At 70.8% G+C, this 26,013-nt stretch carries 24 protein-coding genes and 1 riboswitch; of the genes, 14 read left to right on the forward strand and 10 right to left on the reverse strand.

Features of this window, described 5'->3' with window-relative positions; all coding sequences use genetic code 11:
* The first annotated feature begins 236 nt into the window (after positions 1 to 236).
* From ACIPC1_RS00945 to ACIPC1_RS00955, 3 genes are read left to right on the forward strand one after another with little or no spacing between them, the layout of a single operon-like run.
* The gene (locus ACIPC1_RS00945) at positions 237 to 1,277 is read left to right on the forward strand and encodes an AAA family ATPase (RefSeq protein WP_402512174.1); all 1,041 of its coding nucleotides are present in this window, start codon (positions 237 to 239) and stop codon (positions 1,275 to 1,277) included.
* On the forward strand, positions 1,274 to 2,638 hold the full coding sequence (locus tag ACIPC1_RS00950; RefSeq protein ID WP_402512176.1) for a DUF58 domain-containing protein: 1,365 nt from the start codon (positions 1,274 to 1,276) through the stop codon (positions 2,636 to 2,638). The genes ACIPC1_RS00945 and ACIPC1_RS00950 overlap by 4 nt, the downstream gene beginning before the upstream one ends.
* Positions 2,635 to 5,025 (forward strand): DUF3488 and DUF4129 domain-containing transglutaminase family protein, encoded by a 2,391-nt coding sequence (locus ACIPC1_RS00955; RefSeq protein WP_402512177.1) that lies wholly within the window; start codon positions 2,635 to 2,637, stop codon positions 5,023 to 5,025. Before ACIPC1_RS00950 ends, ACIPC1_RS00955 begins: the two co-directional genes overlap by 4 nt.
* A 283-nt stretch (positions 5,026 to 5,308) precedes the next feature.
* On the opposite strand, the gene ACIPC1_RS00960 is transcribed toward ACIPC1_RS00955, so the two are convergent.
* The 3 genes from ACIPC1_RS00960 to ACIPC1_RS00970 all read right to left on the reverse strand — a co-directional run bounded on the left by ACIPC1_RS00960 (position 5,309) and on the right by ACIPC1_RS00970 (position 7,491).
* On the reverse strand, positions 5,309 to 5,707 hold the full coding sequence (locus ACIPC1_RS00960) for a DUF3040 domain-containing protein (RefSeq protein WP_388677151.1): 399 nt from the start codon (positions 5,705 to 5,707) through the stop codon (positions 5,309 to 5,311).
* Positions 5,708 to 5,983: 276 nt separating this feature from the next.
* A complete protein-coding gene (locus tag ACIPC1_RS00965) occupies positions 5,984 to 6,754 on the reverse strand; it encodes a class I SAM-dependent methyltransferase (RefSeq protein ID WP_402512179.1) in 771 nt (256 codons plus the stop codon).
* A gap of 197 nt (positions 6,755 to 6,951) precedes the next feature.
* Positions 6,952 to 7,491, reverse strand: a complete 540-nt coding sequence (locus ACIPC1_RS00970; RefSeq protein WP_384386743.1) for an SAV_6107 family HEPN domain-containing protein — start codon at positions 7,489 to 7,491, stop codon at positions 6,952 to 6,954.
* 176 nt (positions 7,492 to 7,667) lie between these two features.
* On the opposite strand from ACIPC1_RS00970, the gene ACIPC1_RS00975 reads away from it, so the two are divergent.
* The 5 genes from ACIPC1_RS00975 (at position 7,668) to ACIPC1_RS00995 (ending at position 13,774) form a co-directional block, all read left to right on the forward strand.
* A complete protein-coding gene (locus tag ACIPC1_RS00975; protein ID WP_402512182.1) occupies positions 7,668 to 8,504 on the forward strand; it encodes an ATP-binding cassette domain-containing protein in 837 nt (278 codons plus the stop codon).
* Positions 8,476 to 10,560, forward strand: a complete 2,085-nt coding sequence (locus ACIPC1_RS00980; protein ID WP_402512184.1) for a YhgE/Pip family protein — start codon at positions 8,476 to 8,478, stop codon at positions 10,558 to 10,560. The genes ACIPC1_RS00975 and ACIPC1_RS00980 overlap by 29 nt, the downstream gene beginning before the upstream one ends.
* A gap of 35 nt (positions 10,561 to 10,595) precedes the next feature.
* Positions 10,596 to 11,225, forward strand: coding sequence for a TetR/AcrR family transcriptional regulator (locus ACIPC1_RS00985; RefSeq protein ID WP_402512185.1), 630 nt, complete (start codon positions 10,596 to 10,598; stop codon positions 11,223 to 11,225).
* Between the two features lie 382 nt (positions 11,226 to 11,607).
* Positions 11,608 to 12,222: a DUF4126 domain-containing protein gene (locus ACIPC1_RS00990; protein WP_402512187.1), complete on the forward strand. Its 615-nt coding sequence runs from the start codon at positions 11,608 to 11,610 to the stop codon at positions 12,220 to 12,222.
* 43 nt (positions 12,223 to 12,265) lie between these two features.
* Positions 12,266 to 13,774, forward strand: coding sequence for a phytoene desaturase family protein (locus ACIPC1_RS00995; protein ID WP_402512189.1), 1,509 nt, complete (start codon positions 12,266 to 12,268; stop codon positions 13,772 to 13,774).
* Between the two features lie 193 nt (positions 13,775 to 13,967).
* Here ACIPC1_RS00995 and ACIPC1_RS01000 read toward each other — a convergent pair whose 3' ends face one another.
* The 6 genes from ACIPC1_RS01000 to ACIPC1_RS01025 form a co-directional block, all read right to left on the reverse strand.
* The gene (locus ACIPC1_RS01000) at positions 13,968 to 14,972 is read right to left on the reverse strand and encodes a hypothetical protein (protein WP_402512191.1); all 1,005 of its coding nucleotides are present in this window, start codon (positions 14,970 to 14,972) and stop codon (positions 13,968 to 13,970) included.
* 65 nt (positions 14,973 to 15,037) lie between these two features.
* Positions 15,038 to 15,952, reverse strand: a complete 915-nt coding sequence (gene metF, locus ACIPC1_RS01005; RefSeq protein WP_402512193.1) for a methylenetetrahydrofolate reductase [NAD(P)H] — start codon at positions 15,950 to 15,952, stop codon at positions 15,038 to 15,040.
* Positions 15,953 to 16,098: 146 nt separating this feature from the next.
* The gene (gene thiE, locus ACIPC1_RS01010; RefSeq protein WP_402512195.1) at positions 16,099 to 16,770 is read right to left on the reverse strand and encodes a thiamine phosphate synthase; all 672 of its coding nucleotides are present in this window, start codon (positions 16,768 to 16,770) and stop codon (positions 16,099 to 16,101) included.
* Between the two features lie 91 nt (positions 16,771 to 16,861).
* Positions 16,862 to 17,233: an Rv2175c family DNA-binding protein gene (locus ACIPC1_RS01015; protein ID WP_402512197.1), complete on the reverse strand. Its 372-nt coding sequence runs from the start codon at positions 17,231 to 17,233 to the stop codon at positions 16,862 to 16,864.
* Between the two features lie 149 nt (positions 17,234 to 17,382).
* Positions 17,383 to 18,615 (reverse strand): NAD(P)/FAD-dependent oxidoreductase, encoded by a 1,233-nt coding sequence (locus ACIPC1_RS01020; protein WP_402512198.1) that lies wholly within the window; start codon positions 18,613 to 18,615, stop codon positions 17,383 to 17,385.
* Between the two features lie 127 nt (positions 18,616 to 18,742).
* Positions 18,743 to 19,120, reverse strand: coding sequence for a hypothetical protein (locus ACIPC1_RS01025; RefSeq protein WP_402512200.1), 378 nt, complete (start codon positions 19,118 to 19,120; stop codon positions 18,743 to 18,745).
* Between the two features lie 52 nt (positions 19,121 to 19,172).
* Positions 19,173 to 19,285, forward strand: a riboswitch (TPP riboswitch).
* Between ACIPC1_RS01025 and thiO the strand changes: the two genes are divergently transcribed.
* The 6 genes from thiO to ACIPC1_RS01055 all read left to right on the forward strand — a co-directional run bounded on the left by thiO (position 19,283) and on the right by ACIPC1_RS01055 (position 25,267).
* Positions 19,283 to 20,479 carry a glycine oxidase ThiO gene (gene thiO, locus ACIPC1_RS01030; protein WP_402512201.1) on the forward strand — a complete coding sequence of 399 codons (1,197 nt, stop codon included), beginning with the start codon at positions 19,283 to 19,285 and terminating at the stop codon, positions 20,477 to 20,479. (Overlaps the previous riboswitch by 3 nt.)
* Entirely contained in the window at positions 20,476 to 20,688 is a 213-nt protein-coding gene (gene thiS, locus ACIPC1_RS01035; protein ID WP_384386710.1) for a sulfur carrier protein ThiS, read from the forward strand. The genes thiO and thiS overlap by 4 nt, the downstream gene beginning before the upstream one ends.
* A gap of 3 nt (positions 20,689 to 20,691) precedes the next feature.
* Positions 20,692 to 21,486 (forward strand): thiazole synthase, encoded by a 795-nt coding sequence (locus ACIPC1_RS01040; protein ID WP_402512203.1) that lies wholly within the window; start codon positions 20,692 to 20,694, stop codon positions 21,484 to 21,486.
* Positions 21,487 to 21,730: 244 nt separating this feature from the next.
* A complete protein-coding gene (gene pknB, locus ACIPC1_RS01045) occupies positions 21,731 to 23,692 on the forward strand; it encodes a Stk1 family PASTA domain-containing Ser/Thr kinase (RefSeq protein ID WP_402512205.1) in 1,962 nt (653 codons plus the stop codon).
* A gap of 82 nt (positions 23,693 to 23,774) precedes the next feature.
* Positions 23,775 to 24,650 carry a deoxyribonuclease IV gene (locus ACIPC1_RS01050; RefSeq protein ID WP_402512207.1) on the forward strand — a complete coding sequence of 292 codons (876 nt, stop codon included), beginning with the start codon at positions 23,775 to 23,777 and terminating at the stop codon, positions 24,648 to 24,650.
* Between the two features lie 77 nt (positions 24,651 to 24,727).
* A complete protein-coding gene (locus tag ACIPC1_RS01055) occupies positions 24,728 to 25,267 on the forward strand; it encodes a DUF4396 domain-containing protein (protein ID WP_402512208.1) in 540 nt (179 codons plus the stop codon).
* 29 nt (positions 25,268 to 25,296) lie between these two features.
* Here ACIPC1_RS01055 and ACIPC1_RS01060 read toward each other — a convergent pair whose 3' ends face one another.
* Positions 25,297 to 25,929: a sulfite oxidase-like oxidoreductase gene (locus ACIPC1_RS01060; protein ID WP_402512210.1), complete on the reverse strand. Its 633-nt coding sequence runs from the start codon at positions 25,927 to 25,929 to the stop codon at positions 25,297 to 25,299.
* Positions 25,930 to 26,013: the final 84 nt, after the last annotated feature.

The following is a 26,013-nucleotide window of genomic DNA, read 5'->3' on the forward strand; positions in this document are numbered from 1 at the left end:
GATCGAAACCCTTGTGGGACCCTCTCTTCACCAAAAAGTCATGAGCACTCGATGCCCAAAAGACCGCAAGGCAGGCATATAGCGGCCAGTTATCCACAGGCGGATGACACGAACCGGTAACGGCAACAAGAATGCGGGTGTGGCGTCACGCGGAACTGTTCCCGCGTGGTGTCCGTGTTTCGAAGTGGGCCGGTCCGCACAGGGCGTCGGCCCACGAAAGGGCCGAGGAGGGCCGGGTGACGACCTATGACGATCGAGCGAGCCTTACAGATCTGACCGCCACTGTGGAGCGTGTCCGCAGTTCGGTGGAAGGAGTGATCGAAGGCAAGCCTGAGGTCGTACGGCTTTCGCTGACCGTGCTGCTCGCCGAGGGCCATCTTCTGATCGAGGATGTTCCGGGCGTCGGCAAGACCATGCTCGCCAAGGCGCTGGCGCGGTCCATCGACTGCTCGGTGCGGCGTATCCAGTTCACGCCCGACCTGCTGCCCTCGGACATCACGGGTGTCTCCATCTGGGACCAGCAGCGCCGGGACTTCGAGTTCAAGCCGGGCGCGATCTTCGCGCAGATCGTGATCGGCGACGAGATCAACCGCGCCTCCCCCAAGACGCAGTCCGCGCTCCTGGAGTCGATGGAGGAGCGCCAGGTCACCATCGACGGAACGACGTACGAACTGCCCGCCCCCTTCATGGTGGTGGCCACGCAGAACCCCGTCGAGATGGAGGGCACCTACCCGCTGCCGGAGGCCCAGCGCGACCGTTTCATGGCCCGTGTCTCCATCGGCTATCCCAGCGCGGAGGCCGAGTTGCAGATGCTGGACATCCACGGCGGGGCGAGCCCGCTGGACGATCTCCAGCCGGTGGCGCACGCGCACGAGATCGTGAAGCTGATCGACGCGGTCCGCACGGTCCACGTCGCCGACGCCGTGCGGCGGTACGCGGTGGAGCTGGTCGGGGCCACCCGTACGCACCCCGACCTCAGACTCGGCGCCTCGCCGCGCGCCACCTTGCATCTGCTGCGCGCGGCGAAGGCGTCCGCCGCACTGAGCGGCCGGGACTACGCGCTGCCGGACGACATCCAGGCACTCGCCGTGGCGGTCCTGGCCCATCGTCTGCTGCCCACGGCACAGGCACAGTTGAACCGGCGTACGGCCGAGCAGGTCGTCCAGGAGATCCTGCAGCGCACCGTCGTTCCGGCCGCCCCCCAGCAGCAGGCCGGATTCACGGTGGGCCACGGCACGACCGCCTACGGCAAGCAGCCGCCACGGAGGCTTGGATGACGCAAGGAGGGACGGGGTACGCCGCAGAGGAGGACAAGGGCGGGCTGCGCACAGCGCTCGCCGGGCTCACCACGCGGGGGCGCTCCTTCCTGGCCGCCGGAATCGCGGCCGCGATCTGCGCCTACGTCCTGGGGCAGAGCGATCTACTCCGGGTCGGCCTGCTCCTGTCGGTTCTGCCGCTGGTGTGCGCGACCGTGCTGTACCGCACCCGCTACCGGGTCTCGGGCAGCCGCAGACTCGCCCCCGCGCGCGTGCCCGCCGGTTCCGAGGCCCGGGTCCATCTGCGGATGGACAACGTCTCGCGGCTGCCCACCGGTCTGCTGATGCTCCAGGACCGGGTGCCGTACGTGCTCGGTCCGCGGCCCCGGTTCGTCCTGGACCGGGTGGAGGCGGGCGGCCGCCGCGAGGTGTCCTACCGGGTCCGCTCCGACCTGCGCGGCCGCTATCCACTGGGCCCGCTTCAGCTGCGGCTGACCGACCCCTTCGGGATGTGCGAACTGACGCGTTCCTTCTCGACGTACGACACCCTGACCGTCATCCCGCGCGTGGAGCCGCTGCCGCCGGTGCGGCTGACCGGCGAGGCGAAGGGGTACGGCGACGGGCGGCAGCGTTCGCTGGCACTGGCGGGCGAGGACGACATCATCCCGCGCGGCTACCGCTACGGCGACGATCTGCGCCGGGTGCACTGGCGCCTGACCGCCCGCTACGGCGAGTTGATGGTCCGCCGCGAGGAGCAGCCGCAGCGTTCCCGCTGCACGGTGCTGCTCGACACCCGGGGTATCGCCTACGAAGGCGCCGGCCCTGACTCGGCCTTCGAGTGGGCGGTCTCGGGCTCGGCGTCGACGCTGGTGCACATGCTCGAACGGGGTTTTTCGGTACGGCTGTTGACCGACACCGGCAATTCGGTGCCCAGTGAGGGCGCCGACGGGTTCGCGGGCGCCAGCCAGGAGTCGGCGGACGCGGCCGGGATGATGATGGACACGCTCGCCGTCGTCGACCACTCGGACGGCACGGGTCTGTCCCGTGCGTACGACGTGCTGCGCGGCGGGAACGAAGGGCTGCTGATCGCCTTCCTCGGCGATCTGGACGAGGAACAGGCCACGGTGCTCGCCAAGATGCGCCAGCGCAGCGGCGGGGCCGTCGCTTTTCTGCTGGACAGCGAGGCCTGGATGCGGGAACCGACCGATGTCCCCGGGCCGTTGAACAAGAGCGAGGAACAACTGCGCATGCTGCGCGAGGCGGGCTGGACGGCTGTGAGGGTGCCGCGGGGGGCGGGGATCGCCGACCTGTGGCGTGAGGCGGACCGGCAGCGCACGGGCGTCGCGTCGACGGGAAGTACGACAGGGGGTGGTGCTGCGTGAGCGGGCGTGCGCGTCTGGCGCTGTGTGCGGCGGCGGCCACTCTCATGGCCGCGTGTGCTCTGCTGCCGCTGGTCGATCCGGCGACCTGGCTCTTCCAGGCGGCGTTCCTGCTGGCCGTGCAGTCCGGTGTGGGCGCGCTGACCCGGCGGGTTCCGCTGGCCAGGCCGCTGACCGTGACGGTGCAGGCGGTGGTGACGCTGCTGTTGCTGACGCTGGTGTTCGCCCGGCAGCAGGCCTTCCTCGGGATCGTCCCGGGGCCCGAGGCCTTCAACCGGTTCGGGGTGCTGTTGCAGGCGGGCGCGGACGATGTCGGGCGGTTCGCGATCCCGGCGCCGCTGTCCGACGGCATCCGGCTGATGCTGGTCGGCGGTGTCCTGGTGATCGGGCTGGCGGTGGACGCGCTCGCGGTCACGTTCCGCAGTGCGGCTCCCGCCGGCCTCCCGCTGCTCGCGCTGTACTCGGTCGCCGCGGGGCTGTCCGGCGGCGGTGCCGCGTGGCTGTGGTTCCTGCTCGCGGCCGTCGGCTATCTGATGCTGCTGCTGGCCGAGGGCCGTGACCGGCTCTCGCAGTGGGGCCGTGTCTTCGGCGGAGCGTCCCGCACCCCGGGCCCCGAGTCCTCGGACGGTGCCGTCGCGCCCGTCCGCACCGGGCGGCGTATCGGTGCGGTCGCCCTGGGCATCGCCCTGGTGGTGCCGCTCGCCCTGCCCTCGCTCGACGGCGGCCTGCTGGACGCTGCCGGAGCGGGCGTCGGCTCGGGCTCCGGTGGCGGCGGCACGATCTCCGCGGTGAACCCGCTGGTCTCGCTCCGCGACAGTCTGAACGTGGACGAGGACCGCGAGGTCATGTCGTACCGCACCAACTCCGACGACACCAAGGACATGTATCTGCGGATCGTTTCCCTGGACGACTTCGACGGGACGGCCTGGAAGCCGGCCCAGCGGCACATCGTCGATGTGCCGGACACCTTCCCGGCGCCGATCGGCCTCGGGAGCGAGGTCCAGCGGAGCTCGATCCAGACCCGTGTCTCGGCGGCCGACTGGTACGCCCAGGACTGGCTCCCGATGCCCTATCCGGCCAGCCAGGTGGATATCCGGGGCAGTTGGCGGTACGAGCCGGTGGGGCGCACGCTCGTCGGGGACCACGGCCAGAACACGCGAGGCGTGCAGTACGAGGTCACGAGCCTGCTCGTGCAGCCGACCGCGGAACAGCTGGCGAACGCGCCCGAGCCGGATCCGGCACTGAAGCGCGAGTTCACCGAGGTACCGGACTCGCTGCCTTCCGTGGTCCGCGAAACCGCGGAGGAGGTCACCGCGGGCTCGGCCAACCACTACGAGCAGGCGGTCAAGCTCCAGGACTACTTCGCCGTGAGCGGCGGGTTCACGTACGACACCGAAGTACAGGTCGGCAGCGGTTCCGCCGCGATCGCCCGCTTCCTGAAGGACAAGGAGGGCTTCTGCGTCCACTTCTCCTTCGCGATGGCCGCGATGGCCCGCACGCTGGGGATACCGGCTCGCGTCGCGGTGGGCTTCACGCCCGGTTCCGCGCAGCCCGACGGTTCGATGACGGTGGGACTGCGGGACGCGCACGCCTGGCCCGAGCTGTATTTCGAAGGGGTGGGCTGGACGCGTTTCGAGCCGACTCCGAACCGCGGCTCGGTACCGGAGTACACCCAGCCGGAGACGTCCGGCACCGATGTGCCGGCCGCGCCGCAGCCGACGACTGCGGCGTCCTCGGCGCCCGCCGCCTCGGCGTCGGCCGCCGAAAGCTGCTCCGCACAGGAGAGGAAGCTCGAGGCGTGCCCGAGCCAATCCGCGCCGGCGGCGGTGGGCTCCGATGACGGCGGCATGCCGTGGTTCCAGATCCTGGCGCTGGCCCTGGCCGGGCTCCTCGTGCTGGGAGTGCCCTTGCTGCCGATGCTGTGGCGCATCCGGATACGGGATGCGCGGCTCGGTGGGCATGGACGCACCGAGGCGGATGTGGCGGTGTACACGCTGGGTGCCTGGCTGGAAGTGACCGACACGGCGTGGGACTACGGGATCGAGCCGGACGACTCGCAGACGCCTCGCAAGGCCGCCGCGCGGATCGTCCGTCTCGGGCTCCTCGAACCGCCGGCGGCGTACGCGGTGCACCGGCTTGCGGCGGCCGTGGAGCAGGTGCTCTATGCCCCGCGTCCCCTTCCGACGGCGGGCCTCGCCGAGGACGCCCGTCAGATCGCGGACGCCTTCCGCACCTCGGCGAGCCGTCCTGCCCGTCTCCGCGCACTCCTCGCCCCTCGCTCGGCCATCCGGGTGGCCTGGGCGGCGTCGGCCCGCGGGGCGGCCCTGAGCGCCCGCCTCGCGGCCCGGCGGGAGACCTTGCTGCGGCGCCCTTCGGGGCAGAACGGCTGACCTACCGTGCACGGTGTGCGGCCCTTGCCCTGACCTGGGGCGGGGGCCGCACGTGTGTCTGTGCCGAGGCGGGGGCGGGGGCCGCTCATGGTGTCTGTGCCGAGGCCGGGCGGGGGCGGGTCACGCAGCTCGGCGCTCACGGGGTGCCGCCTGGCGGGCACGCCTGCCCACTGCCACGACGCGACTGCCGCCACGCTCGGTTTCAGGGCGTGCGTGAGGGGGTGTCCACCTCACTGGGTGGACACCCCCTCACGGAATGTCTGTGACTGCGGCGCTCGGAGGGCTACTGGCCCTGTTCGTCGCGGCGGCGCTGCCAACGTTGTTCGATACGGTCCATCAAGGAGCGGCGCTGTCGGCCCTGACCGCGTGCGGCCGGCGCGCCGCCTGGCACGGTCGGCTGCTCACCGGGTTTGGGGGCCTTGCGCCAACCGGTGACGGCGAGCACCGCGCAGCCCAGCATGACGAGAAAACCCACCACGCTCAGCCAGATCTGCACCGTGACCATTCCGGCCATGAGGAGCGCGATACCCACAAGGAAGCCCGCGACCGCCTGGTACACCCGTCGTCGGGTGTACGTACGCAGCCCGCTTCCCTCAAGCGCTGTCGCGAACTTGGGATCTTCGGCGTACAGCGCTCGCTCCATCTGCTCGAGCATTCGCTGCTCGTGCTCCGAGAGCGGCACGGAGTCCTCCTCATCGTGCAGTCGCCGGGGCGACCGGGGGTCCCCTTCAGGATAGGCAGGGAATCGCCCCCGTGAAACCCGCCCCTCTACGCCAATTCGCTGACCGGAAGCCGCCATGACACCCAGCTCCACTGAGGCGTACATTCCCCGGCGAACGGCCTGTCATGCCGAAACGGTCTCCCCCGATCATACGGCGCCGAGCGCCCGATCGGGGGGCCTGTGGCGTACTCCATCTGCAGTCAAGTCCCTGATCAGCGGTGCACCACGGCGGGCGACTCAGCCCTCAACGGTCCCCGGTGTCTCACCGAGCACATGAAGCTGCGTCGCCACAGAGTGGAACGCAGGGAGTTCGGCCGCTGCCGCCTCCAGTTTCAGCAGTGCCTCCAGGGCTCCGGGCTCGGTGTCCACGAGGACGCCGGGGACCAGGTCGGCGAAGACCCGCACGCCGTGTACGGCGGCGACGTTCAGGCCCGCGCCCTCGACGAGTTCGGTGAGCTGTTCGGCGGTGAAACGGTGGGGTACGGGATCACCCTCACCCCAGCGTCCGTCCGGGTCACGGAGCGCCTGCCTGGCCTCCGTGAAGTGCCCGGCGAGTGCGCGGGCCAGCACGGCTCCGCCCAGGCCGGCGGCGAGGAGGCTGAGGACGCCTTCGGGGCGCAGGGCGTCCACCACGTTGCGGACGCCCTGGGCCGGGTCGTCCACGTACTCCAGGACCCCGTGGCACAGCACCGCGTCGTAGCCACCGCGCTCGACGACGTCGAAGAGGCCGTGCGCGTCGCCCTGGACGCCGTGCACCCGGCCGGCGACCGAGGCCTCGGCGGCCCGGCGCTCCAGCGCGAACAGCGCGTTCGGACTGGGGTCGACGACGGTGACGCGGTGCCCGAGGCGGGCCACGGGCACCGCGAAGTTGCCGCTGCCGCCCCCGGTGTCGAGGACGTCCAGGGACTCCCGGCCGGTGGCTTTGACCCTGCGGTCCAGGGCGTCCTTGAGTACCTCCCAGACCACGGCGGTACGGAGAGAGGCGCGAGGGCGCATCGGGTCCGGCACGGCAGTTGACTCCTCGGCGCGGCACCGCCTCTTGCACGGCGGAGCGATCGGGGGGACTTCCAGTGCCCTTTTCGGGCCGGAAGGCTTCAGGCACTTCCACCCTAGTGGGCGGCGAAGCGATCATCGCCGACCGGCTCCGGAGTCACGAACCCCACGTGGCTCGCCCGGGAAAGGGTGCTCCGCGGCCGCCGTGCCGGTCAGCCCGCGTCCGGGACTTGGTGGTCTTCGTCCTGCCGGGGCTGGGGCAGCACGGGCTGCAGTACCAGCATCCGCTCGACGAGGCGCAGGAACATCGCCACGTCGCGTATCAGGTCGTCGGCGTCGCGGCTGCCCACCGCGCCCTGTATGCCCGCCTCGGCGCGGGCGCGGCGGGTCGCTCCGGAGGCGAACAGCGCGCTCCACTCGGCGAGTTCGGGCGCGATTTCGGGAAGCACCTCCCAGGCGCTCCGGATGCGTGCCCTGCGTCGGGGGGTGGGTTCGGGGCGTCCCCGCGCGGCCAGGACGGCGGCGGCGGTGCGCAGGGCGGCCAAGTGCGCCGTCGCGTAGCGCTCGTTGGGCGTTTCGAGGGCGGTCGCCTCGTCAAGTCCGGCGTGGGCTTGCGCAAGCAGTTCGAGGGCGGCGGGTGGGGCCGTGGCCCGGCGGAGCACGGGGTGTACGTCGCTCGCCGGGCCGGTCAGTGAGGGGGCAGGGCCGGAGGCGCGGCGCCGGTGGGAGGCGGCTGCGGATGAGTTGGCCATGACGAACCTCCTGTCGTCTGTGTGACGGCTCTGTGGCCGTATGTGTCCATCGTGAGGTATGCCACTGACAATCCGGTCTGACCTGCACTTTTGCTTCGATCGACAGTTCGAGATACTTTTTGCACTGACCAGTCAGTTCAAAAGTCGGCCTACGGTCGGCTCGAAGAGGGGGAGCTGTGGGCGAGCACCGCGGAGTCGCCGTCAGTGCCGAGGGGTTCGGGCTCAAGGGGCCGCGCGGCTGGGCGTTCCGGGACGTGGGGTTCACGGCCGGACCCGGTTCGCTGATCGCGGTGGTGGGGCCGTCCGGTTCCGGCCGGACCTGTCTGCTGCTGGCGCTCGCCGGGCGGATGAAACCCAGCGAGGGACAGGCCACGATCGGCCCCTTCCGGCTGCCCGGGCAGATGTCCGCGGTCCGCCGGATCAGCGCGCCGGCCCATGTCCCCGGCGTCACCGACCTGGACCCGGCGCTGACCGTGGGGGAGCACCTGCTGGAACGGGCGCTGCTGCAACGGCGGTTCGGAGGCTCGCTGCGGGGGCTGCTGCGACCGCGTGCCGAGCGGGTGAACGAGGCGAAGCTGCGGATCGACACCGCTCTGGCCACCGCCGGGCTCGACCGGGAGACGCTGCCCAAGGGCTCGCGGACGTCCGTACGCGATCTGGAACGCCTGGAGGCGCTGCGGCTGTCCGTCGCGCTGGCCCTCGTCGGCCGTCCGCGCCTGCTCGCCGTCGACGACCTGGACCTCAAGCTGTCGGATGCCGAACGGGCCGAGGCCTGGGCGCTGTTGAGGTCGCTCGCCGAGTCCGGGACCACGGTCGTCGCGGTGTGCCACGAGGCTCCGGAGGACGCCGTCATCGTGTCCACCAGGCCCGAGGACGTGCCGGAAACCGCGGCCGAGCAGCAGCACAACGACGAGTACGGCACGAACCCCGACAACGGCAACAACAACGGCAACAACAACGACAACGACAACAAGGAGACGGCCGATGCGCTCGCCGAGACTGGCCTCGCTTGAGCTCAGGCGCTTCGGCAGGGGCAAGCTCCCGCGGGCCGCGCTGGCCGCGCTCCTGCTGCTGCCCCTGCTCTACGGCGCCCTCTACTTGTGGTCGTTCTGGGACCCGTACGGCCGTCTCGACCGCATCCCCGTGGCGCTCGTGAACGACGACAAGGGGGCGACGGCCGCGGGCAAGAAGCTGACTGCGGGCGACGACATCACCAAGGGGCTGCGCGACAGCGACACCTTCGAGTGGCACGAGGTGGGCGCGGCCGAGGCCAGGGAGGGCGTCGAGAACGGCACGTACTACCTGTCGTTGACGATGCCGAGCGACTTCAGCGAGCGGATCGCCTCCAGTTCCGGTGAGTCGCCGGAGACGGGCGCGCTCCAGGTGCGCACGAACGACGCGAACAACTACATCGTCGGGCAGATCTCCCGGACGGTGTTCAGCGAGGTGCGCACGGCTGCGTCCACGAAGGCCTCCCGGTCGTTCCTCGACAGGATCTTCGTCTCCTTCTCGGACATCCACGGGGAGACCGAGAAGGCTGCCAAGGGGGCCGACAGGCTGGAGAGCGGGATCGGCACGGCGGAGAAGGGGGCCGAGGATCTCGCGGACGGCCTGAAGGACGCCAAGGCGGGCAGCGGGAAGCTCTCCTCGGGCCTGAAGAAGCTCAACACGGGTGCGGGCGACCTGGAGGACGGCTCACGGCAGGTCGCGGACGGTACACAGACCCTGGCCGACAAGGTCAACGGGGTCGCGGACGAGGTGGGCCCCTTCCTGAAGGACAACGAGAAGTCGATCGGTGACACGGCCCAGCTGGTCGCCGACGCCGCCTCGGGGATCCGCGGCGACCTGGACACCCTGGTGAGGACGGCGCCGGCCGCCGCCAAGGGCGCCCACACGGCCGCCGCCACCCTGGACACGGTCTACCAGGCACGCTGCGAGACCCTGCCGGTCCCCGACGCCGCATGCCCCGACCTGAAGAAGGCCAAGCAGGCGGCCGCGGACGTGGCCACGGTCGCCGACGACGTCAACACGCTGATCGAGGACCAGGACGGCGATCTCGACACGCTCGACAAGAACCTGGCCACGCTCCAGAAGCAGGCCCAGGCGCTCGCCGACCGCTCGCCGGACCTCTCCGAGGACCTCACCGACGCCGTCTCCAAGATCAACGAGTTGAACAAGGGCGCCGGGAAGGTCGCCGACGGGGCGAAGACGCTGCACTCGGGGCTCGGCACGGCCAAAACCGGTGCGGCGGACCTCGACACGGGTGTCGGGAAGCTGAAGACGGGCGCGAGCGACCTGGACGCCGGCCTGTACAAGCTCGCCGACGGCTCCGGGACGCTCGCCGAAGGCCTCCATGACGGTGCCGGACAGATTCCCGACTACGACAAACAGGACCGCGACCAGCGGACCGAGGTCATGTCGGACCCGGTGCGGCTCGCCTCGCAGGACCTCCACGAGGCGCCCAACTACGGCACCGGCTTCGCCCCGTACTTCATCCCGCTGTCCTTGTGGGTGGGCGCGATGGTGGCATACATGCTGATTCAGCCGCTCAACCGGCGCGCGCTCGCGGCGGGCGGCTCGGCCTGGCGCATCGCGCTGGCGGGCTGGCTGCCGGTGGCCGCCCTAGGGGTGCTGCAGACGGCGGCCCTGATGTCCGTGCTGCACTGGGCGATCGGCCTGGAGATGGCGCACGCGGCCGGGACGGTGGGCTTCCTGTTCCTGGTGACGGCGTGCTTCGCGGCGATCGTGCAGTGGCTGAACGCACGCTTCGGAGCGGCCGGCCGGATCCTCGTCCTCGCCTTCCTGATGCTCCAGCTGACGTCGGCGGGCGGCACCTACCCCGTCCAGACCAGTCCGGGCTTCTTCAACGCGATCCACCCCTTCCTGCCGATGAGTTACGCGGTCGAGGCCCTCAGGAGGCTCATCACGGGAGGCGGCCTCGGCCCGGTCTGGCAGGCGTGCGCCGTCCTCGCGGCCTTCACCGTGGGCGCTCTGGCCCTCACCGCCCTGTCCGCACGCCGTAAGCAGGTCTGGACCCTCGATCGGCTGCACCCGGAGCTGAGCCTGTGATCGCGCGCGGGAGCGTTCCTGTGACAATCAGGGCCATGGAAAGCAGCAACACCACGGCAGCCGGCGGCAGCCGCCGCGAGGCGACCCGCCAGAAGCTCTACGAGGCGGCCGTCACCCTCATCGCCGAACAGGGCTTCTCCGCCACCACGGTGGACGAGATCGCCGAGCGCGCCGGGGTCGCGAAAGGCACGGTCTACTACAACTTCGCGAGCAAGTCGGTCCTCTTCGAAGAGCTGCTGAAGCACGGCGTCGGCCTCCTCACCGCCTCCCTCCGGGAGGCGGCCGAGAAGACCGCCAGGGACGGCGGCAGCAAGGTCGACGCACTGGACGCGATGATCCGGGCCGGGCTCGTCTTCATCGACCGCTACCCGGCCTTCACCCAGCTCTACGTGGCCGAGCTGTGGCGCACCAACCGCGCCTGGCAGTCCACGCTTCTGGTGGTCCGCCAGCAGGCGGTCGCGGTCGTCGAGGACGTCCTGCGCGACGGCGTGGCGAACGGCGAGCTCAGCGACGAGATCGACATCCCGCTGACAGCTGCCGCGCTGGTCGGCATGGTCCTGGTGGCCGCCCTGGACTGGCAGGCCTTCCAGCCCGAGCGCTCCCTGGACGACGTCCACGCGGCCCTCTCACGGCTGCTCCAGGGCCGTGTGAGCGGCAACCGCTGAGACCCACCGCGCACCCGGCACACACGAAAGCGCCGGTCCGATGTGGCCGCGTCCCCCGCGGGCCACTCGAACCGGCGCTTCGCCGTACTCCCCCGTACTCCCCCAGTACTCCCCCGTTGGACCCCGACCGGTCATCCCCGGGTCCCCCGTTGTCTCACTCCCGCCGACGAATCGGCGGAAGGAGCGGCCAAGGGCGCGAGAACCGTTCCGCCGCCCCGTGTCGGCGGTACCGGAGCCGCGCCCCCTTCCGTGTCTCCACTCTGTCGTTCACGCAGGTCGGGCCCATCCGCGCGCGTACTCATCTCACCCACTAGGTACGAGTACTCAGCCCTGCGCTCTCAAGCCCAGGACGCACCATTGCCGACTGGTTACGATCGCCTCCGTGTCCGTACTCCCCCTGGTCTTCACCAGCGGCTGGGCCAGCGGCATCAACGCGTACGCGGTGGTGCTGCTCCTCGGCCTCTTCGGCGCGACCGGCCTCAGCGACGACGTCCCGGCGTCCCTTCAGCGCCCTGAGATCCTCGTCACAGCCGGCGTTCTTTTCCTCTGTGAGGCGGTCGCCGACAAGATCCCGTACGTGGACTCGGTGTGGGACTCCGTGCACACGGTGATCCGGCCCGTGTCGGGTGCCGTGGTCGGCGCGCTGCTCGCCGGACAGAGCGGTTCGCTTCCCGATCTGGCGGCGGGCGCGATCGGCGGTTCGACCGCGCTGGCGAGCCACACCGTCAAGGCCGGGACACGGATGGCGATCAACACCTCGCCCGAGCCGTTCAGCAACGTCCTCATGAGCACCGCCGAGGATCTCGGGGTCGCGGGGATCCTCACCTTCGCGATGTTCCACCCCGAGGCCGCCGCGATCATCGCGGGCGCCCTGCTGCTCGCCGGTCTTGTGGTGCTCTTCTTCCTGGTCTCGCGGATCAGACGGTTCCGGCGCCGCAGGGCCCAGCGCCGGGAGGAGAAACAGCTGGCGGCGCGGGTGGGACGATCGCCCGACTGACCGCCGGGCGGGATTGTCAGTGGGGGCCGATAAGGTCCCTGGCATGGCACGAATTGCGGTGATGGGCGCCGGGATGGGCGCGATGGCGGCCGCCGCCCGGCTGGCCGTCGCGGGCCACCGGGTGGTGGTGTACGAGCGCACGGCGACGTACGGCGGTGCGGTGCGCCGTGTCGAGCGCGACGGTTTCGCCTTCGACACGGGCCCGGGGCTGCTGCCGCTGCCGGCGGTCTATCGCGACCTGTTCCTCAAGACGGGCAAGGAGCCGCTGGAGGCGTGCGTCGAGCTCGTCCAGGTGGACCCGTCCTCACGCCATGTCTTCGCGGACGGCACGGACGTCTCCTTGCCGAACGCGTCCCGCGCGGGCGTCGTCACCGCACTGACCGAGGCACTCGGCGCGGGAGCGGGCGACCGGTGGGGCGACTTCCTGGTGCGGGCACGCGAGGCCTGGGACCGCACGCGCAGGCCGCTCCTGGAGGAGCCCCTGTGGCCCAACTGGCAGGTGCTCGCCGGCCGAGAGCCCTACCCCGCGGTGCCGCACAAGCGGCTGTTGCGCACCCGGCGGGCCGCCACCCTCGCCGAGGTCGGCGCCTGGGAGCTGCGCGACCCGCGCCTGAGTGCCCTCCTGGAGAGCCACGCACTCGCGTACGGGCTGGACCCGCGCGTCGCCCCGGCGAGCGCCGCCGTTCTGCCGTACATGGAGCACGCCTTCGGCACCTGGTATGTGCGCGGTGGGACAAGGGAGTTGGCGCGCGCGGTGTACGAGCGGTGCCTGGCCCGGAAGGTCGAGTTCGTCTTCGGCGCCGAGGTCACGGGGGTCGTCGAGAAGGACGGCCGGGCCGCGGGGGTCGAGCTGCGGGACGGGACCGTCGCCGAGGCGGACACGGTCGTCGGCAGCGGACCCTGGCGGCTGAGCGGCCTGAGCCGTCCCGAGCTGTATGTGGAGGGGGACGTGCAGCCGGCCCCGGAGAGCCTCTTCGCCGGGAAGGTCGTGGTCTGTCTCGCGCTGCGCGGCGCGCGCCAGGACGGCACCGCGCACCGCACGGTCGTCCACACCACCGACCGGGAGGCGGAGCTCGACCTCTTCGGGCCCGGTACACCGCCCGAGCGGCCGACCGTGTGGGTCGACCGGCCGAACGACCCGCGGCTGCGCCCCGATGACGCGCACGAGTCGGTGGTGCTCACGTCGACGGTGCCGTCCCATGCCCACCACGACTGGGCGGCGGCCGGGGTCGCGGAGGCTTTCGCGGACCGTATGGCCGCCGCCGCCGAGCGGGCCGTGCCGGGGCTGCGTGAGCGGGTGCTGTGGCGCGAAGTGCGCACTCCCGTGCACACGGAGGAGGAGACCGGCGCCCAGGGCGGCGGCATACCCGCGCCCTCGCTGTCGGGCGCGGCAGGGACTCGGCTGCACCCCGCGAACAGCACTCGCCTGCCGGGCCTGTTCGCGGTCGGCGGCTGGGCCCACCCGGGCGGCGGCCTGCCCCACGCGGGTATGTCGGGCGCGCTGGTGGCCGGACTGATCGTGGAAGGACCGGAGTTCCGGGGCTCGCAGTGATCCCGGCACGCTGAAGGAGAAGTGGGTCGCAGCACCAAGTCCGGTGCGGGCCGGCCTCAGTACCGGCGGCCGCTTTCAGCGCCGGAGGCCGCTCCTCAGCACCGGATAGCGTTCCTCAGCACCGGCGCCGCCTCAGCACCAGGCGCCACTCCTCGGTACCGGATACCGCCTTCCGTACCGGGAGTGCCGCCCCTCAGTACCGGTACTGCTGATCGTCGTACCCAGTGCCGTTGTTGGTGCCGTTGCCGTTGCCGTTCTCCTGGTACGGGTACGGCTGCTCCGGCGGGAGTTCGCCGCCGTACTCGTCGGTGCGCTGCTGCGGCACCCAGACGCCACCGGGAGGGGTGCCGTCACCGTACGTACCGGCGGCGTACTGGTCCTGCCCGTAGCCCTGCTGCGCGTACTGCTGCTGCTCGCCGCCGCCGTAGGTGGTGTTGTCGTACGAGGCACCGCTGTACGTCTGCGTGCCGATGTACGGGTCGGAGTAGGCGGCGTACTGCTGCTGACCGTTGTTGTCGTAGCCGTACTGCTGCTGGTCGTAGCCCGAGTAGCCGTCGTACGCATAGGCCTGCTGGTCCTGGCCCTGGGCGGCGGATGCATAGGCCTGCTGGTCCTGGCCCTGGGCGGCGGACGCGTAGGACTGGTCGGCCGCTGCCGCATACGCGGCGGCGTCGTATACGCCGTAGGAGCCGGTGTCGTCGGGCAGGGGCTGCGGCTCGTACACAGAGGTGCTCTCGGCGGGGCCGGGCTCACCCGAACCCGGCGGCATGAAGCGGTCGGACTGCGCGGGCGAGAAGACGTCGTCATCGCCGGCGAACTCGTCCTGCTGCGCAAATGCCGTGGTGTCGGCCGCTTCGAGGCCGGAGACCTCCAGCGACGGATCCTGGCGCTCCGGCTCACCGCGGCGACGCTTGCTCTTGCCCTTGGTCTTGTCGGCGCCCTGGCGGTTGCCGACGGCCCAGCCTTCCGCGAACCCGCGGCGGAACGACATCGTCACGTACGTCTGCCCGACCGCGAACGCCGCGGCGCCCAGGCCGATGACCACAACGGAGGGAATCAGCACACCGAGGACCACGCCGAGGAAGCCCGCGAAGGCGAGCAGTCGGTAGCGGAGCCTCGCCTTGTACTGCAGCAGGACCTCGCCGAGCAGCCAGAGCGCGACGACGCCGAAAGCGATATAGAGGACCGTCCAGCCCATGTACGCCCCTCTCCCAGTGGCCGCTACGCAGTGTGTCGTACGCGGGTGCAACCGGTCTAGGCCTGCTACGGATGGTGCAGACCCAGATTGTCGTAAATTTCCAGCGTTGCCGTGGAGTTGTTGAGCGTAATGAAGTGCAGTCCGGGGACTCCCTCGGCCAACAGTCTCGCGCAGAACTCCGTCGCGAACTCGATGCCAATGGAGCGTACAGCCGCCGCATCATCTTTGGCTGTGAGGATCCGCTCTTTCAGAACGTCCGGGAACGAGGCATTGCTGAGCTGCGGAAGCCTCTCCAGCATCTTCACACTCGTCACCGGCATGACCTCGGGAATCACCGGGGTCGTACAGCCGGCCGCGGCGACGCGGTCACGCAGGCGGAGATACGACTCGGGATGGAAGAACATCTGCGTGATCGCGTAGTCGGCGCCGGCGCGGCACTTGTCGACGAAGTGCTCGGTGTCCAGGTCCCAGGCCTCGGAGCGCGGGTGCATCTCGGGGAAGGCCGCGACACCGACACAGAAGTCGCCGGACTCCTTGATGAGACGGACGAGATCGGCCGCGTAGGTCAGGCCCTGGGGGTGCGGCACCCAGTCGCCCATGGGGTCGCCGGGCGGGTCGCCGCGCACGGCGAGGATGTTGCGGATCCCGGCGTCCGCGTACTGGCCGATGATGTTGCGCAGCTCCGCGATGGAGTGGTTGACCGCGGTGAGGTGGGCGACCGGGGTGAGCGTCGTGTCGGCGACGATCTGCTCCGTCTCCTTGACCGTGCCCGCACGGGTGGATCCACCGGCCCCGTACGTCACCGAGACGAAGTCGGGTGCGACCGCCTCCACCCGACGCAGCGCGTTCCACAGGTTCCGCTCGCCCTTGGGGGTCTTCGGCGCGGAGAACTCGAACGAGTACGTCTTGTTGCCGGTCGCGAGCATGTCGCGCACGGTTCGTGCGTGGTCAGTCCTGGTGGAAGCAGATCCGAGGGCCATACCCGCAGGTTAGCCAGGGGGATCGGGTCCCCCAACCGCACGGCCGAGAATTGTCCGATTTGTCGAATTCTTGTCCACTCCTCGGACAGCGGCCAGCCAACTATTCAGCCAATCCGACAACCATTCGGGGGAACTCTCCCCGACGGTTACTCGGACAGCAGCTGTACGCCGCGCAGCCGCTTCGCGAACTCCGCCGCCGCCGCTCCCGGGTCGTCCGCCTCGGTGATCGCCCGCACCACGACGGCGCGGCGGGCGCCCGCCTCCAGCACCTCGTCGAGGTTGCCCAGGTCGATGCCGCCGATGGCGAACCAGGGGCGGTCGGTGCCCAGCGAGGCCGTGTACCGGACCAGGTCCAGGCCGGGTGCGTGGCGGCCGGGCTTGGTGGGGGTCGGCCAGCAGGGGCCGGTGCAGAAGTAGTCCACGCCCTCCTGGACGGCGGCTGCCGCAGCTTCGGACTCAGCGTGGGTGGAGCGGCCTGTCAGGATCTCGTCGCCGAGGATGGCGCGGGCGGCGGGAACCGGGAGGTCGCCCTGGCCCAGGTGCAGCACGTCGGCGCCGGCCGCGTGGGCCACATCCGCCCGGTCGTTGACCGCGAGCAGCTTGCCGTGGCGTGCGCAGGCGTCCGCGAAGACCTGGAGGTGCTCCAGCTCCTCGGCCGCCTCCATGCCCTTGTCGCGCAACTGCACGATGTCGACACCGCCGTCCAGGACCGCGTCCAGGAAATCGGCGAGGTCGCCCTGGCGCCTGCGGGCGTCCGTGCACAGGTAGACACGGGCGTCGGCGAGCTGGGCGCGCGCGGTGGCGGTGTTGTCGGGCATGCGTGTTACCCCCGTTGTCGGTGCGTGGGGACCACGGCGGCCGGGGTGGTCCATGGCCGCCGTGGTCCGAACGTCGGACGGTCTGTCTCGGTCAGACGGCGAGCGCCTGGGCGCGACGCTTCACCTCCGTGCCGCGATTCTCGCTGAGAGCCTGCGCGGGGGTGCCGGGCAGGCTCGGGTCGGGGGTGAAGAGCCACTCGAGCATCTCTTCGTCGGAGAAGCCGTCGTCCCGCAGGAGCGTCAAAGTGCCTGTCAGGCCCTTGACGACCTTCTGCTCGACCCCGTCGATGAAAGCGGCGGGGACGTGCAGCGCGCGGTTCTCACCACGGCGTACGGCGATCACCTGGCCCTCCCTGACCAACTGCCGGACGCGGGTCACCTCGACACCGAACTGTTCGGCGATGTCGGGGAGGGTGAGCCAGGCGGGGACGAGAGCATCGATCTTTGCGTCAATCTCGGTCACAGGACAAGCCTGCCATCCCGGACTGACACTCGGTAGCCGAGCCCCGTCAGGATCGGGTCACAGAGCGGCCGGATCGCCCGTCGGATCGGGTCACCGCACGGCCGGATCGCCCGCCCGGCACCGGTTCCGCCCACGGCGAACCAGCCCCGCTACGGCGTCGGCGTCGCCGTCTTCAGCGGCCGCGACGGGTCCGACAGCAGCTCCGGGTCCATCGGAGTGCCCGCCTCGATAAGTTTCCGGCCCTGGGCCAGGTCCCTGGGCCGGCCCACCGCGAGGAGGGCGACCAGACGGCCGTCATGCAGCCAGCAGACCGTCCAGGCGGCGCCGGACGGGTCACCGCGCCAGACGGTCGTGTCCGCGGGTGCGTGGTGGCCGACGTACTGGACGAAGCGGCCGAACTGCTCGGACCAGAAGTACGGGACGGGGTCGTACGCCACAGGAGACTCGCCGATGATGTTCGCCGCCACCGTGCGCGGACCCTGCAGGGCGTTGTCCCAGTGGTGGACCAGAAGGCGGTCCTCGTACCTTCCCGAAGGGAAGGAAGCGCAGTCGCCGACCGCGTACACGTCCGGCACCGAGGTGCGCAGATGGTCGTCTGCCACGACCTCGCGGTGGGCGCCGAGCTCGATGCCGGAGCCGCTGAGCCAGCCGGTGGCGGGGCGCGCGCCGATGCCGACGACGACGGCGCCCGCGGGCACCCGGGAGCCGTCGTCCAGCACCACCGCGCCGGGCTCGACGCGCTCCACGCGCGCGTGGGTGCGCAACGAGGCCCCGCTGTCCGCGTACCAGGCGGCCATCGGCGCGGCCACCTCGGCGGGCAGCGCCCCGGCGAGCGGCCGGTCGGCCGCCTCGATGACGGTCACCGCGCACCCCGCCTCACGTGCCGCGGTGGCGAACTCGGCGCCGATCCAGCCCGCCCCCACCACCACGATGTCGTGCTGCTGGGCGAGCACGGGACGCAGCCGCTCGGCGTCGTCCAGGGTGCGCAGCAGATGTACCCCGGGCACGCCCTCCGCGCCCGGCAGCCGGATCGGTTCCGCACCCGTCGCGATCACCAGGACGTCGTACGGCACCGGCCCCGCGGCAGTGTCCAGCTCATGGTCTTCGGGGCGTACGCCGAGCGCCTCCCGCCCGAGCCGCAGGTCGATGTCCAGTGCCTCGAAGTCGAGGTCGAAGGCGGAACCCTCGGCCTTGCCGAGCAGTACCGCCTTGGACAGCGGTGGCCGGTCGTACGGCTGGTGCGGCTCCGCCCCGATCAGCGTCACGCCGCCGCCGAAACCCTGTTCCCGCAGGGCTACCGCGGTCTGCACGCCGGCCATGCCCGCGCCCACGACGACGACCTGCCGTACCGTCCGCTCCTGAACCTGCGTCTCCTCGGTCACCTGATCACCATAGACAGCTGACAATGCGTCAGTCAGGGGGCGTGCTCAGTGACCTGCTCCACACCGCCCGTCCTGACCTGCTCCACGCCACCCATCCTGACCTGCTCCGCACGACTGGGCCGCACCGCTAGGACGGACCTGCTCCGCACCGCTGGGCCGCACCACTCGGACGGACCTCTTCCACCACACTGGTCCCGCTGCCCCGCTGCGACTCCCACTCCCAGCTCTCCTCCAGGCGTACGCGCCCGCCGGGCAGCTCCGCCACGCGGGACACGCAGTGCCCCGAGGAGGTGCTGCCGTCGCGCTTCAGCTGTACGTACCGGAAGTCGAGGCGGTCGCCCTCGCGGGTACCCAGGAGATGACCACGTACGACGTCGCCGCCTTCGTATTCGGCCCAGATCTCGCCGTCCCGCTCGTGGTACGTGAAACGGGTGCGCGTACCCACCTGACCCGGCGCCTGGTCGGCGACCGGGGACAGGACGAGGCCGTCGAGCGAACGGGCCACGGACGGAGGCTCCCTTACTGAGACATACGGCGGCGAGCTAGGCTGGCCAACGTAAAGCACTCGCGGGAGTCCGGACGCACCGGGCTGAGAGGGAGGCTGGACGGCCTCCGACCGTACGAACCTGATCCGGGTCATGCCGGCGAAGGGAGGGGCTGGACGCCCATGTCGCATACACCGTCCGACACATCTCGTACATCCCTGTCATCGGGCACCTCAGACGTCCTTGTCATCGGGGGCGGAATCATCGGGCTGGTGACGGCCTGGCGGGCCGCGCAGCGCGGGTTGACGACCACGCTGGTGGATCCCGAGCCCGGCGGCGGCGCCGCGCAGGTCGCGGCCGGCATGCTCGCCGCCGTCACCGAACTGCACTACGGCGAACAGACCCTGCTGGGCCTCAACCTCGCTTCCGCACACCGCTACCCGGACTTCGTCGCCGAGCTCACCGAGGCGACGGGCCAGGACCTCGGCTACCGCCGGTGCGGCACCCTGGCCGTCGCACTGGACGCCGACGACCGCGCCCACCTGCGCGAACTGCACACCCTGCAACGTCAGTCGGGGCTCGACTCGGAGTGGCTCAGCGGCCGTGAGTGCCGCCGCCTGGAGCCGATGCTCGCGCCCGGCGTGCGTGGCGGTCTGCGGGTCGACGGCGACCACCAGATCGATCCGCGCCGACTGGCGAAAGCCCTGGTCACGGCATGCGAGCGGGCCGGAGTGGTGTTTTGCCGCAAGTGGGCCGAGCGCCTGGGCGTGGTACGGAACCGGGCCCAGGGAGTCGTCACCGGGGACGGCGGCAAGCTGTCGGCCGGGCAGGTGGTCCTCGCCGCGGGCAGCCTCAGTGGGCGCCTCGCGGGCGTTCCCGAGGACGTACTGCCGCCCGTGCGCCCCGTGAAGGGGCAGGTGCTGCGGCTGACCGTGCCACGGCCGTACGCGCCCTTCCTCAGCCGCACCGTGCGCGCCGTCGTGCGCGGCAGTCACGTCTACCTGGTGCCGCGCGAGAACGGCGAGCTCGTCGTCGGCGCGACCAACGAGGAGCTCGGCTGGGACACGACGGTGACCGCGGGCGGCGTGTACGAGTTGCTGCGCGACGCCCATGAGCTGGTCCCCGGGATCACCGAGCTGCCGCTCACCGAGACCCGCGCCGGACTGCGCCCCGGCTCGCCCGACAACGCACCGCTGCTCGGACCGACCGAGCTCGACGGGCTCCTCCTGGCGACCGGGCACTACCGCAACGGCGTCCTGCTGACACCCGTCACCGGTGACGCGATGGCGCATGCCCTGACCACCGGTGAACTGCCGGACGTGGCACGCCCCTTCACCCCCAAGCGCTTCAGCCCGGCCCGCACGGAGCAGCCCGTATGAGCATCCTCGTCAGCGTCCTCGTCAACGGAGAGCGGCAGCGGATCGCCGCCGGCACCGCTCTCGACACGCTCGTCGCGGCGCTCACCCCGGCCCCGTCCGGTGTCGCCGCCGCGCTCAACGAAACCGTCGTCCCGCGCGGGCAGTGGTCGTCCACCGCCCTCTCCGAGGGAGACCGCGTCGAAGTCCTCACCGCCGTCCAAGGAGGCTGACCCATGGCCGACGATCCCTTTCTCCTCGGTGGTACGTCCTTCACGTCCCGTCTGATCATGGGTACGGGGGGTGCGCCGAGCCTGGATGTCCTGGAGCGCTCGCTCGTCGCCTCCGGCACGGAGCTGACGACGGTCGCGATGCGGCGCGTAAACGCTTACGTGCACGGTTCGGTGCTGTCCGTCCTCGACCGGCTCGGCATCCGGGTACTGCCGAACACGGCGGGCTGCTTCACCGCGGGCGAGGCCGTACTGACCGCCCGCCTCGCGCGCGAGGCGCTGGGCACCGACGTGATCAAGCTGGAGGTCATCGCCGACGAGCGCACACTGCTGCCCGATCCGATCGAGCTGCTCGACGCGGCGGAGACGCTGGTGGACGACGGATTCATCGTGCTGCCGTACACGAACGACGACCCGGTGCTCGCGCGGAAACTGGAAGACGTCGGGTGCGCGGCGATCATGCCGCTGGGCTCGCCGATCGGATCCGGGCTCGGGATCCGGAACCCGCACAACTTCCAGCTGATCGTGGAGCACGCGCGCGTGCCGGTGATTCTGGACGCGGGGGCCGGTACGGCGTCCGATGCCGCGCTCGCGATGGAGCTGGGGTGTGCGGGGGTGATGCTCGCGTCGGCCGTGACGCGGGCGCAGGAGCCGGTGCTGATGGCCGAGGGCATGCGGCATGCGGTGGAGGCGGGGCGGCTTGCCTACCGTGCGGGGCGGATTCCTCGGCGGCACTTCGCCGAGGCGTCGTCCCCTGCGGAGGGGCTCGCTCGGTTGGATCCGGAGCGGCCGGCGTTCTGACCTTCGGCCGTCCGTCGGCGGTGGGTGCGGCTTCAGGATTTCCCCGCCCGCGCACCCCCCGTTTCCACCCTGTTGGAAGGTGTGCGTCTCCCGTGGGGGTCCTCGCCGTCGGCGGCTGCCGCTTCTCCTCGGGGTCGGCGTGCCCTCTTGGCCGTGCGACGTGCGTCACAGGTCGGCTTCAGTCCAGACCCGGTATCGGCTGAACGGGTGGGGGGTGACAGTGGCGGCTCGTAGACTCACCTGCGTGGATACGACCCTTCAGGACCCGCTTGTCGGGCAGCTGCTCGACGGCCGCTATCGCGTGGAAGCGCGGATCGCGGTCGGCGGGATGGCCACGGTCTACCGGGCCCTGGACACCCGCCTCGACCGTGTGCTCGCCCTCAAGGTGATGCATCCGGCCCTGGCCGCCGACGGCTCGTTCGTCGAACGGTTCATCCGTGAGGCCAAGTCGGTGGCCCGGCTCGCGCACCCCAATGTGGTGCAGGTCTTCGACCAGGGGGCGCACGGGTCGTACGTCTACCTGGCCATGGAGTACGTCGCCGGGTGCACCCTGCGCGACGTGCTGCGCGAGCGCGGGGCCCTCCAGCCGCGGGCCGCGCTCGACATCCTGGAGCCGGTGCTCGCCGCGCTCGGCGCGGCCCATCGCGCCGGGTTCGTGCACCGCGACATGAAGCCGGAGAACGTCCTCATAGGGGATGACGGCCGGGTCAAGGTGGCGGACTTCGGCCTCGTACGGGCGGTGGACACCGTCACCAACACGACGGGCGCCGTCCTCGGCACCGTCTCCTATCTCGCCCCCGAGCAGATCGAGCACGGCACCGCCGACGCCCGCGTCGACGTGTACGCGTGCGGAATCGTCCTCTACGAGATGCTCACCGGCGGCAAGCCGCACTCCGGGGACTCCCCCGCCCAGGTGTTCTACCAGCACCTCCACGCGGACGTACCGCCGCCGTCGGCCGCCGTACCGGGGCTGGCGTACCAGCTCGACGAGCTGGTCACCTCCGCGACCGCGCGCAACCCCGAGGTCCGCCCGTACGACGCGGTGGCGCTGCTCGGGCAGGTGCTCGAGGCGCGGGCGGGGCTCAGCGCCGAGCAGCTCGACGCCGTACCGCCGCAGGCCCTCGGCATGGGTCACCACAATGCCGAGGACCGTACGAGTGTGATCCCGCGCTCGCTGTCCGTGCAGCGCCCGCTGCCGGTGAACGAGTACCCCTATGACGCCGCCGCCGACGCCGCCGTGCTCAACCCGACCAGCCGGTTCGAGCGGACCAGCCAGTTCGCGTCCGAGGGGGCCCCGCCCTCTCGGCGCGGCACGGGCCGCCCCCGGCGCGGAATGATCGCGATCGTCACCGCAGTCCTTCTGGTGCTCGGCCTCGGCGCGGGCGTCTGGTACATCAACTCGGGCCAGTTCACCAAGGTCCCGGCGGTCCTGGCGATCACCGAGGAGCAGGCCAAGGACCGGCTGGCGGACGCCGGGCTCGACGCCGGTGACGTCAAACACGCGTACAGCGACACCGTGGAGCGCGGCACCGTCATCAGCAGCAACCCTGAGGTCGGCGCCCGGATCCGGGACAACGACTCCGTGGACCTGACCATCTCCGACGGCCCGGAGACGGTGAAGGTGCCCGACCTCCCGGGCGCGGCGCTGGACAGCGCGAAGTCCAAGCTGGAGGATAGCGGCCTGGCGGCCGGTCTGGTCACCCGGGAGTTCAGCGACGACGTACCCAATGGCTCCGTGATCAGCACGGACCCGGAAGCTGGCACCGAGCGCCACGCGGGTTCCACCGTCGCCATCACGGTCAGCAAGGGCAGCCCGGTCGAGGTGGCCGACGTCACGGGAGCGTCCGTCGAGGACGCCACCGCGGAGCTGGAGGAGGCGGGTCTGAAGGTGAAGATCGCCTCCGCGCAGGTCAATTCGGAGTTCGACAAGGGACTGGTCGCCAAGCAGTCCCCGGGCGAGGGCCGGGAGGCCGCCGAGGGCGACACCGTCACGCTGACGATCTCCAAGGGTCCCGAGCTGGTCCAGGTGCCGGACGTCGTGGGCGACAGCGTGGACGACGCGAAGCAGGCGCTTCAGGACGCCGGATTCCAGGTCCACGAGGACCGCGGACTGCTCAACCTCTTCGGGAACACGGTGAAGAGCCAGTCGGTGGACGGCGGCGATACGGCGCCCAAGGGGTCGACGATCACCATCGAGATCGCGTGAGCCGCACCGCGTCGGCCCCCGCCGGCCCCGTGCACGAGGTCCGCCGACGGGACGGGAGAACGCGCGTGACACCCTGGCGGGTGTGACCAGCAAGCAGCTTCGCAACCCCGTCGGCGGGCATGTCCCCGTGGCCGGCGGGCTCAACTCCGTCGGCCTGAGCTACGCCCGCGAGCTCAAGGCCGAGACCGTTCAGGTCTTCGTCGCCAACCCGCGGGGCTGGGCGACGCCGGACGGCAACCCCCGGCGGGCCGAAGAGGACGCGGCGTTCCGGGCGGCCTGCGCCGCCGAGTCGATCCCCGCGTACGTCCACGCCCCGTATCTGATCAACTTCGGCTCGCACACCGAGGCGACGGTGGAGAAGTCCGTGGAGTCGCTGCGCCACTCGCTGCGCCGGGGCCGGGAGATCGGCGCGCTGGGTGTGGTCGTGCACACGGGGAGCGCCACCGGAGGCAGGGAGCGTTCCGTGGCCCTCGCTCAGGTGCGCGAGCACCTGCTGCCGCTGCTCGACGAGCTGACCCACGACGACGACCCGTTCCTGCTCCTGGAGTCGACCGCCGGTCAGGGCGCTTCGCTCTGTTCCCGCACCTGGGACTTCGGACCGTACTTCGAGGCGCTCGACGCGCATCCGAAGCTGGGTGTCTGTCTCGACACCTGCCACATCTACGCGGCCGGCCACGACCTGACCGGGCCGAGCGGGATGCACCAGACCCTCGACCTGCTGGTGGACACGGTCGGTGAGGGCCGCCTCAAGCTGATCCACGCCAACGACTCCAAGGATGTGGTCGGCGCCCACAAGGACCGCCACGAGAACATTGGCTCCGGCCATATCGGCGAGGATCCGTTCCGGGCCCTGATGACCCACCCCGCGACCGAGGGCGTACCTCTGATCATCGAGACGCCGGGCGGCCGGGAGGGGCACGCGGGGGACATCGCACGCCTGAAGAAACTCCGAGAATAGGGAATACCGGAATACCCCCCAGGGGTATCCAGTTGGCGCAGGACGACAGGCACCACCACCCGACTCCGGGGGCTCCCATGCGGCACGACAGGCACGCCCACGAACCGCACGCCCACGAACCGCACGCTCATGCGTCGCACGGTCACGCAGCACACGGCCACGAGACGCACGGCCTCGGCAGCGGGGCCACCTGGTCCATGGCCGCACAGGCGACCCTCCACTGCCTCACCGGCTGCGCCATCGGCGAGGTCCTCGGCATGGTGATCGGGACCGCGCTGGGCTGGGGCAACGTACCGACACTGATCCTGGCGATCGCGCTCGCCTTCTTCTTCGGTTACCTGCTCACGCTGCGCGGTGTGTTGAAGGCCGGCATCGGCCTGAAGGCCGCGATCCGGGTCGCGCTCGCCGCCGACACCCTCTCCATCGCGGTGATGGAGCTGATCGACAACGGCGTGATCGCCCTGTGGCCGGGCGCGATGGACGCGGCGCTCGCGGATGCGGCGTTCTGGTGGGTGCTGGCCATCGCACTCGCCGCCGCGTTCGTGATCACCACCCCGGTCAACAGGTGGATGATCGGCCGCGGCAAGGGCCACGCGGTGGTGCACCAGTACCACTGACCGGCACAGAAGCAGGGGCGACGGAGGACTCAGAGCTCGGGGCCGTCCCCGGGCTCCTCCTGATAGGAGTAGCGCTGCTCACGCCACGGGTCACCGAGGTTGTGGTAGCCGCGCTCCTCCCAGAAGCCGCGGCGGTCCGCCGTCATGTACTCCACGCCACGGACCCACTTGGGGCCCTTCCAGGCGTAGAGCTGCGGCACGACGAGGCGGAGCGGGAAGCCGTGTTCCGCCGTCAGGAGTTCGCCGTCCTTGTGGGTGGCGAACATCGTGCGGTCGGAGGCGAAGTCGTCGAGGCGGAGGTTCGAACTGAACCCGTACTCGGCCCAGACCATGACATGCGTGACGGCGGGTGCCGGCGGGGCGATCTCCAGGATCGTCCGGGCCGGAATGCCGCCCCACTCGGCCCCGATCATGCTGAACTTCGTGACGCAGTGCAGATCGGCCGTGACAGAGGCGTACGGCAGGGCCGTGAACTCCTCATGGGTCCAACAGTGCTTCTCACCGTCGGCGGTCGCGCCGAAGACCCTGAACTCCCAGCGTTCGGGGCGGAACTTGGGTACGGGACCGTAGTGCGTAACCGGCCAACCGCGCTGCAGTCGCTGACCCGGCGGAAGCTCGAACTGCGCCGCTTCTCCAGATTCACGCTCCACCGGCTGACCCATGACTCCATCCTGACAGACCCCGGGCGATGCACCTGACCAGCCCGACTGCGATTCCGGCAACTCCTACTAAGCGTGCACTTACTG

The organism is Streptomyces sp. NPDC087263, assembly GCF_044744645.1.
GTDB lineage: Bacteria > Actinomycetota > Actinomycetes > Streptomycetales > Streptomycetaceae > Streptomyces.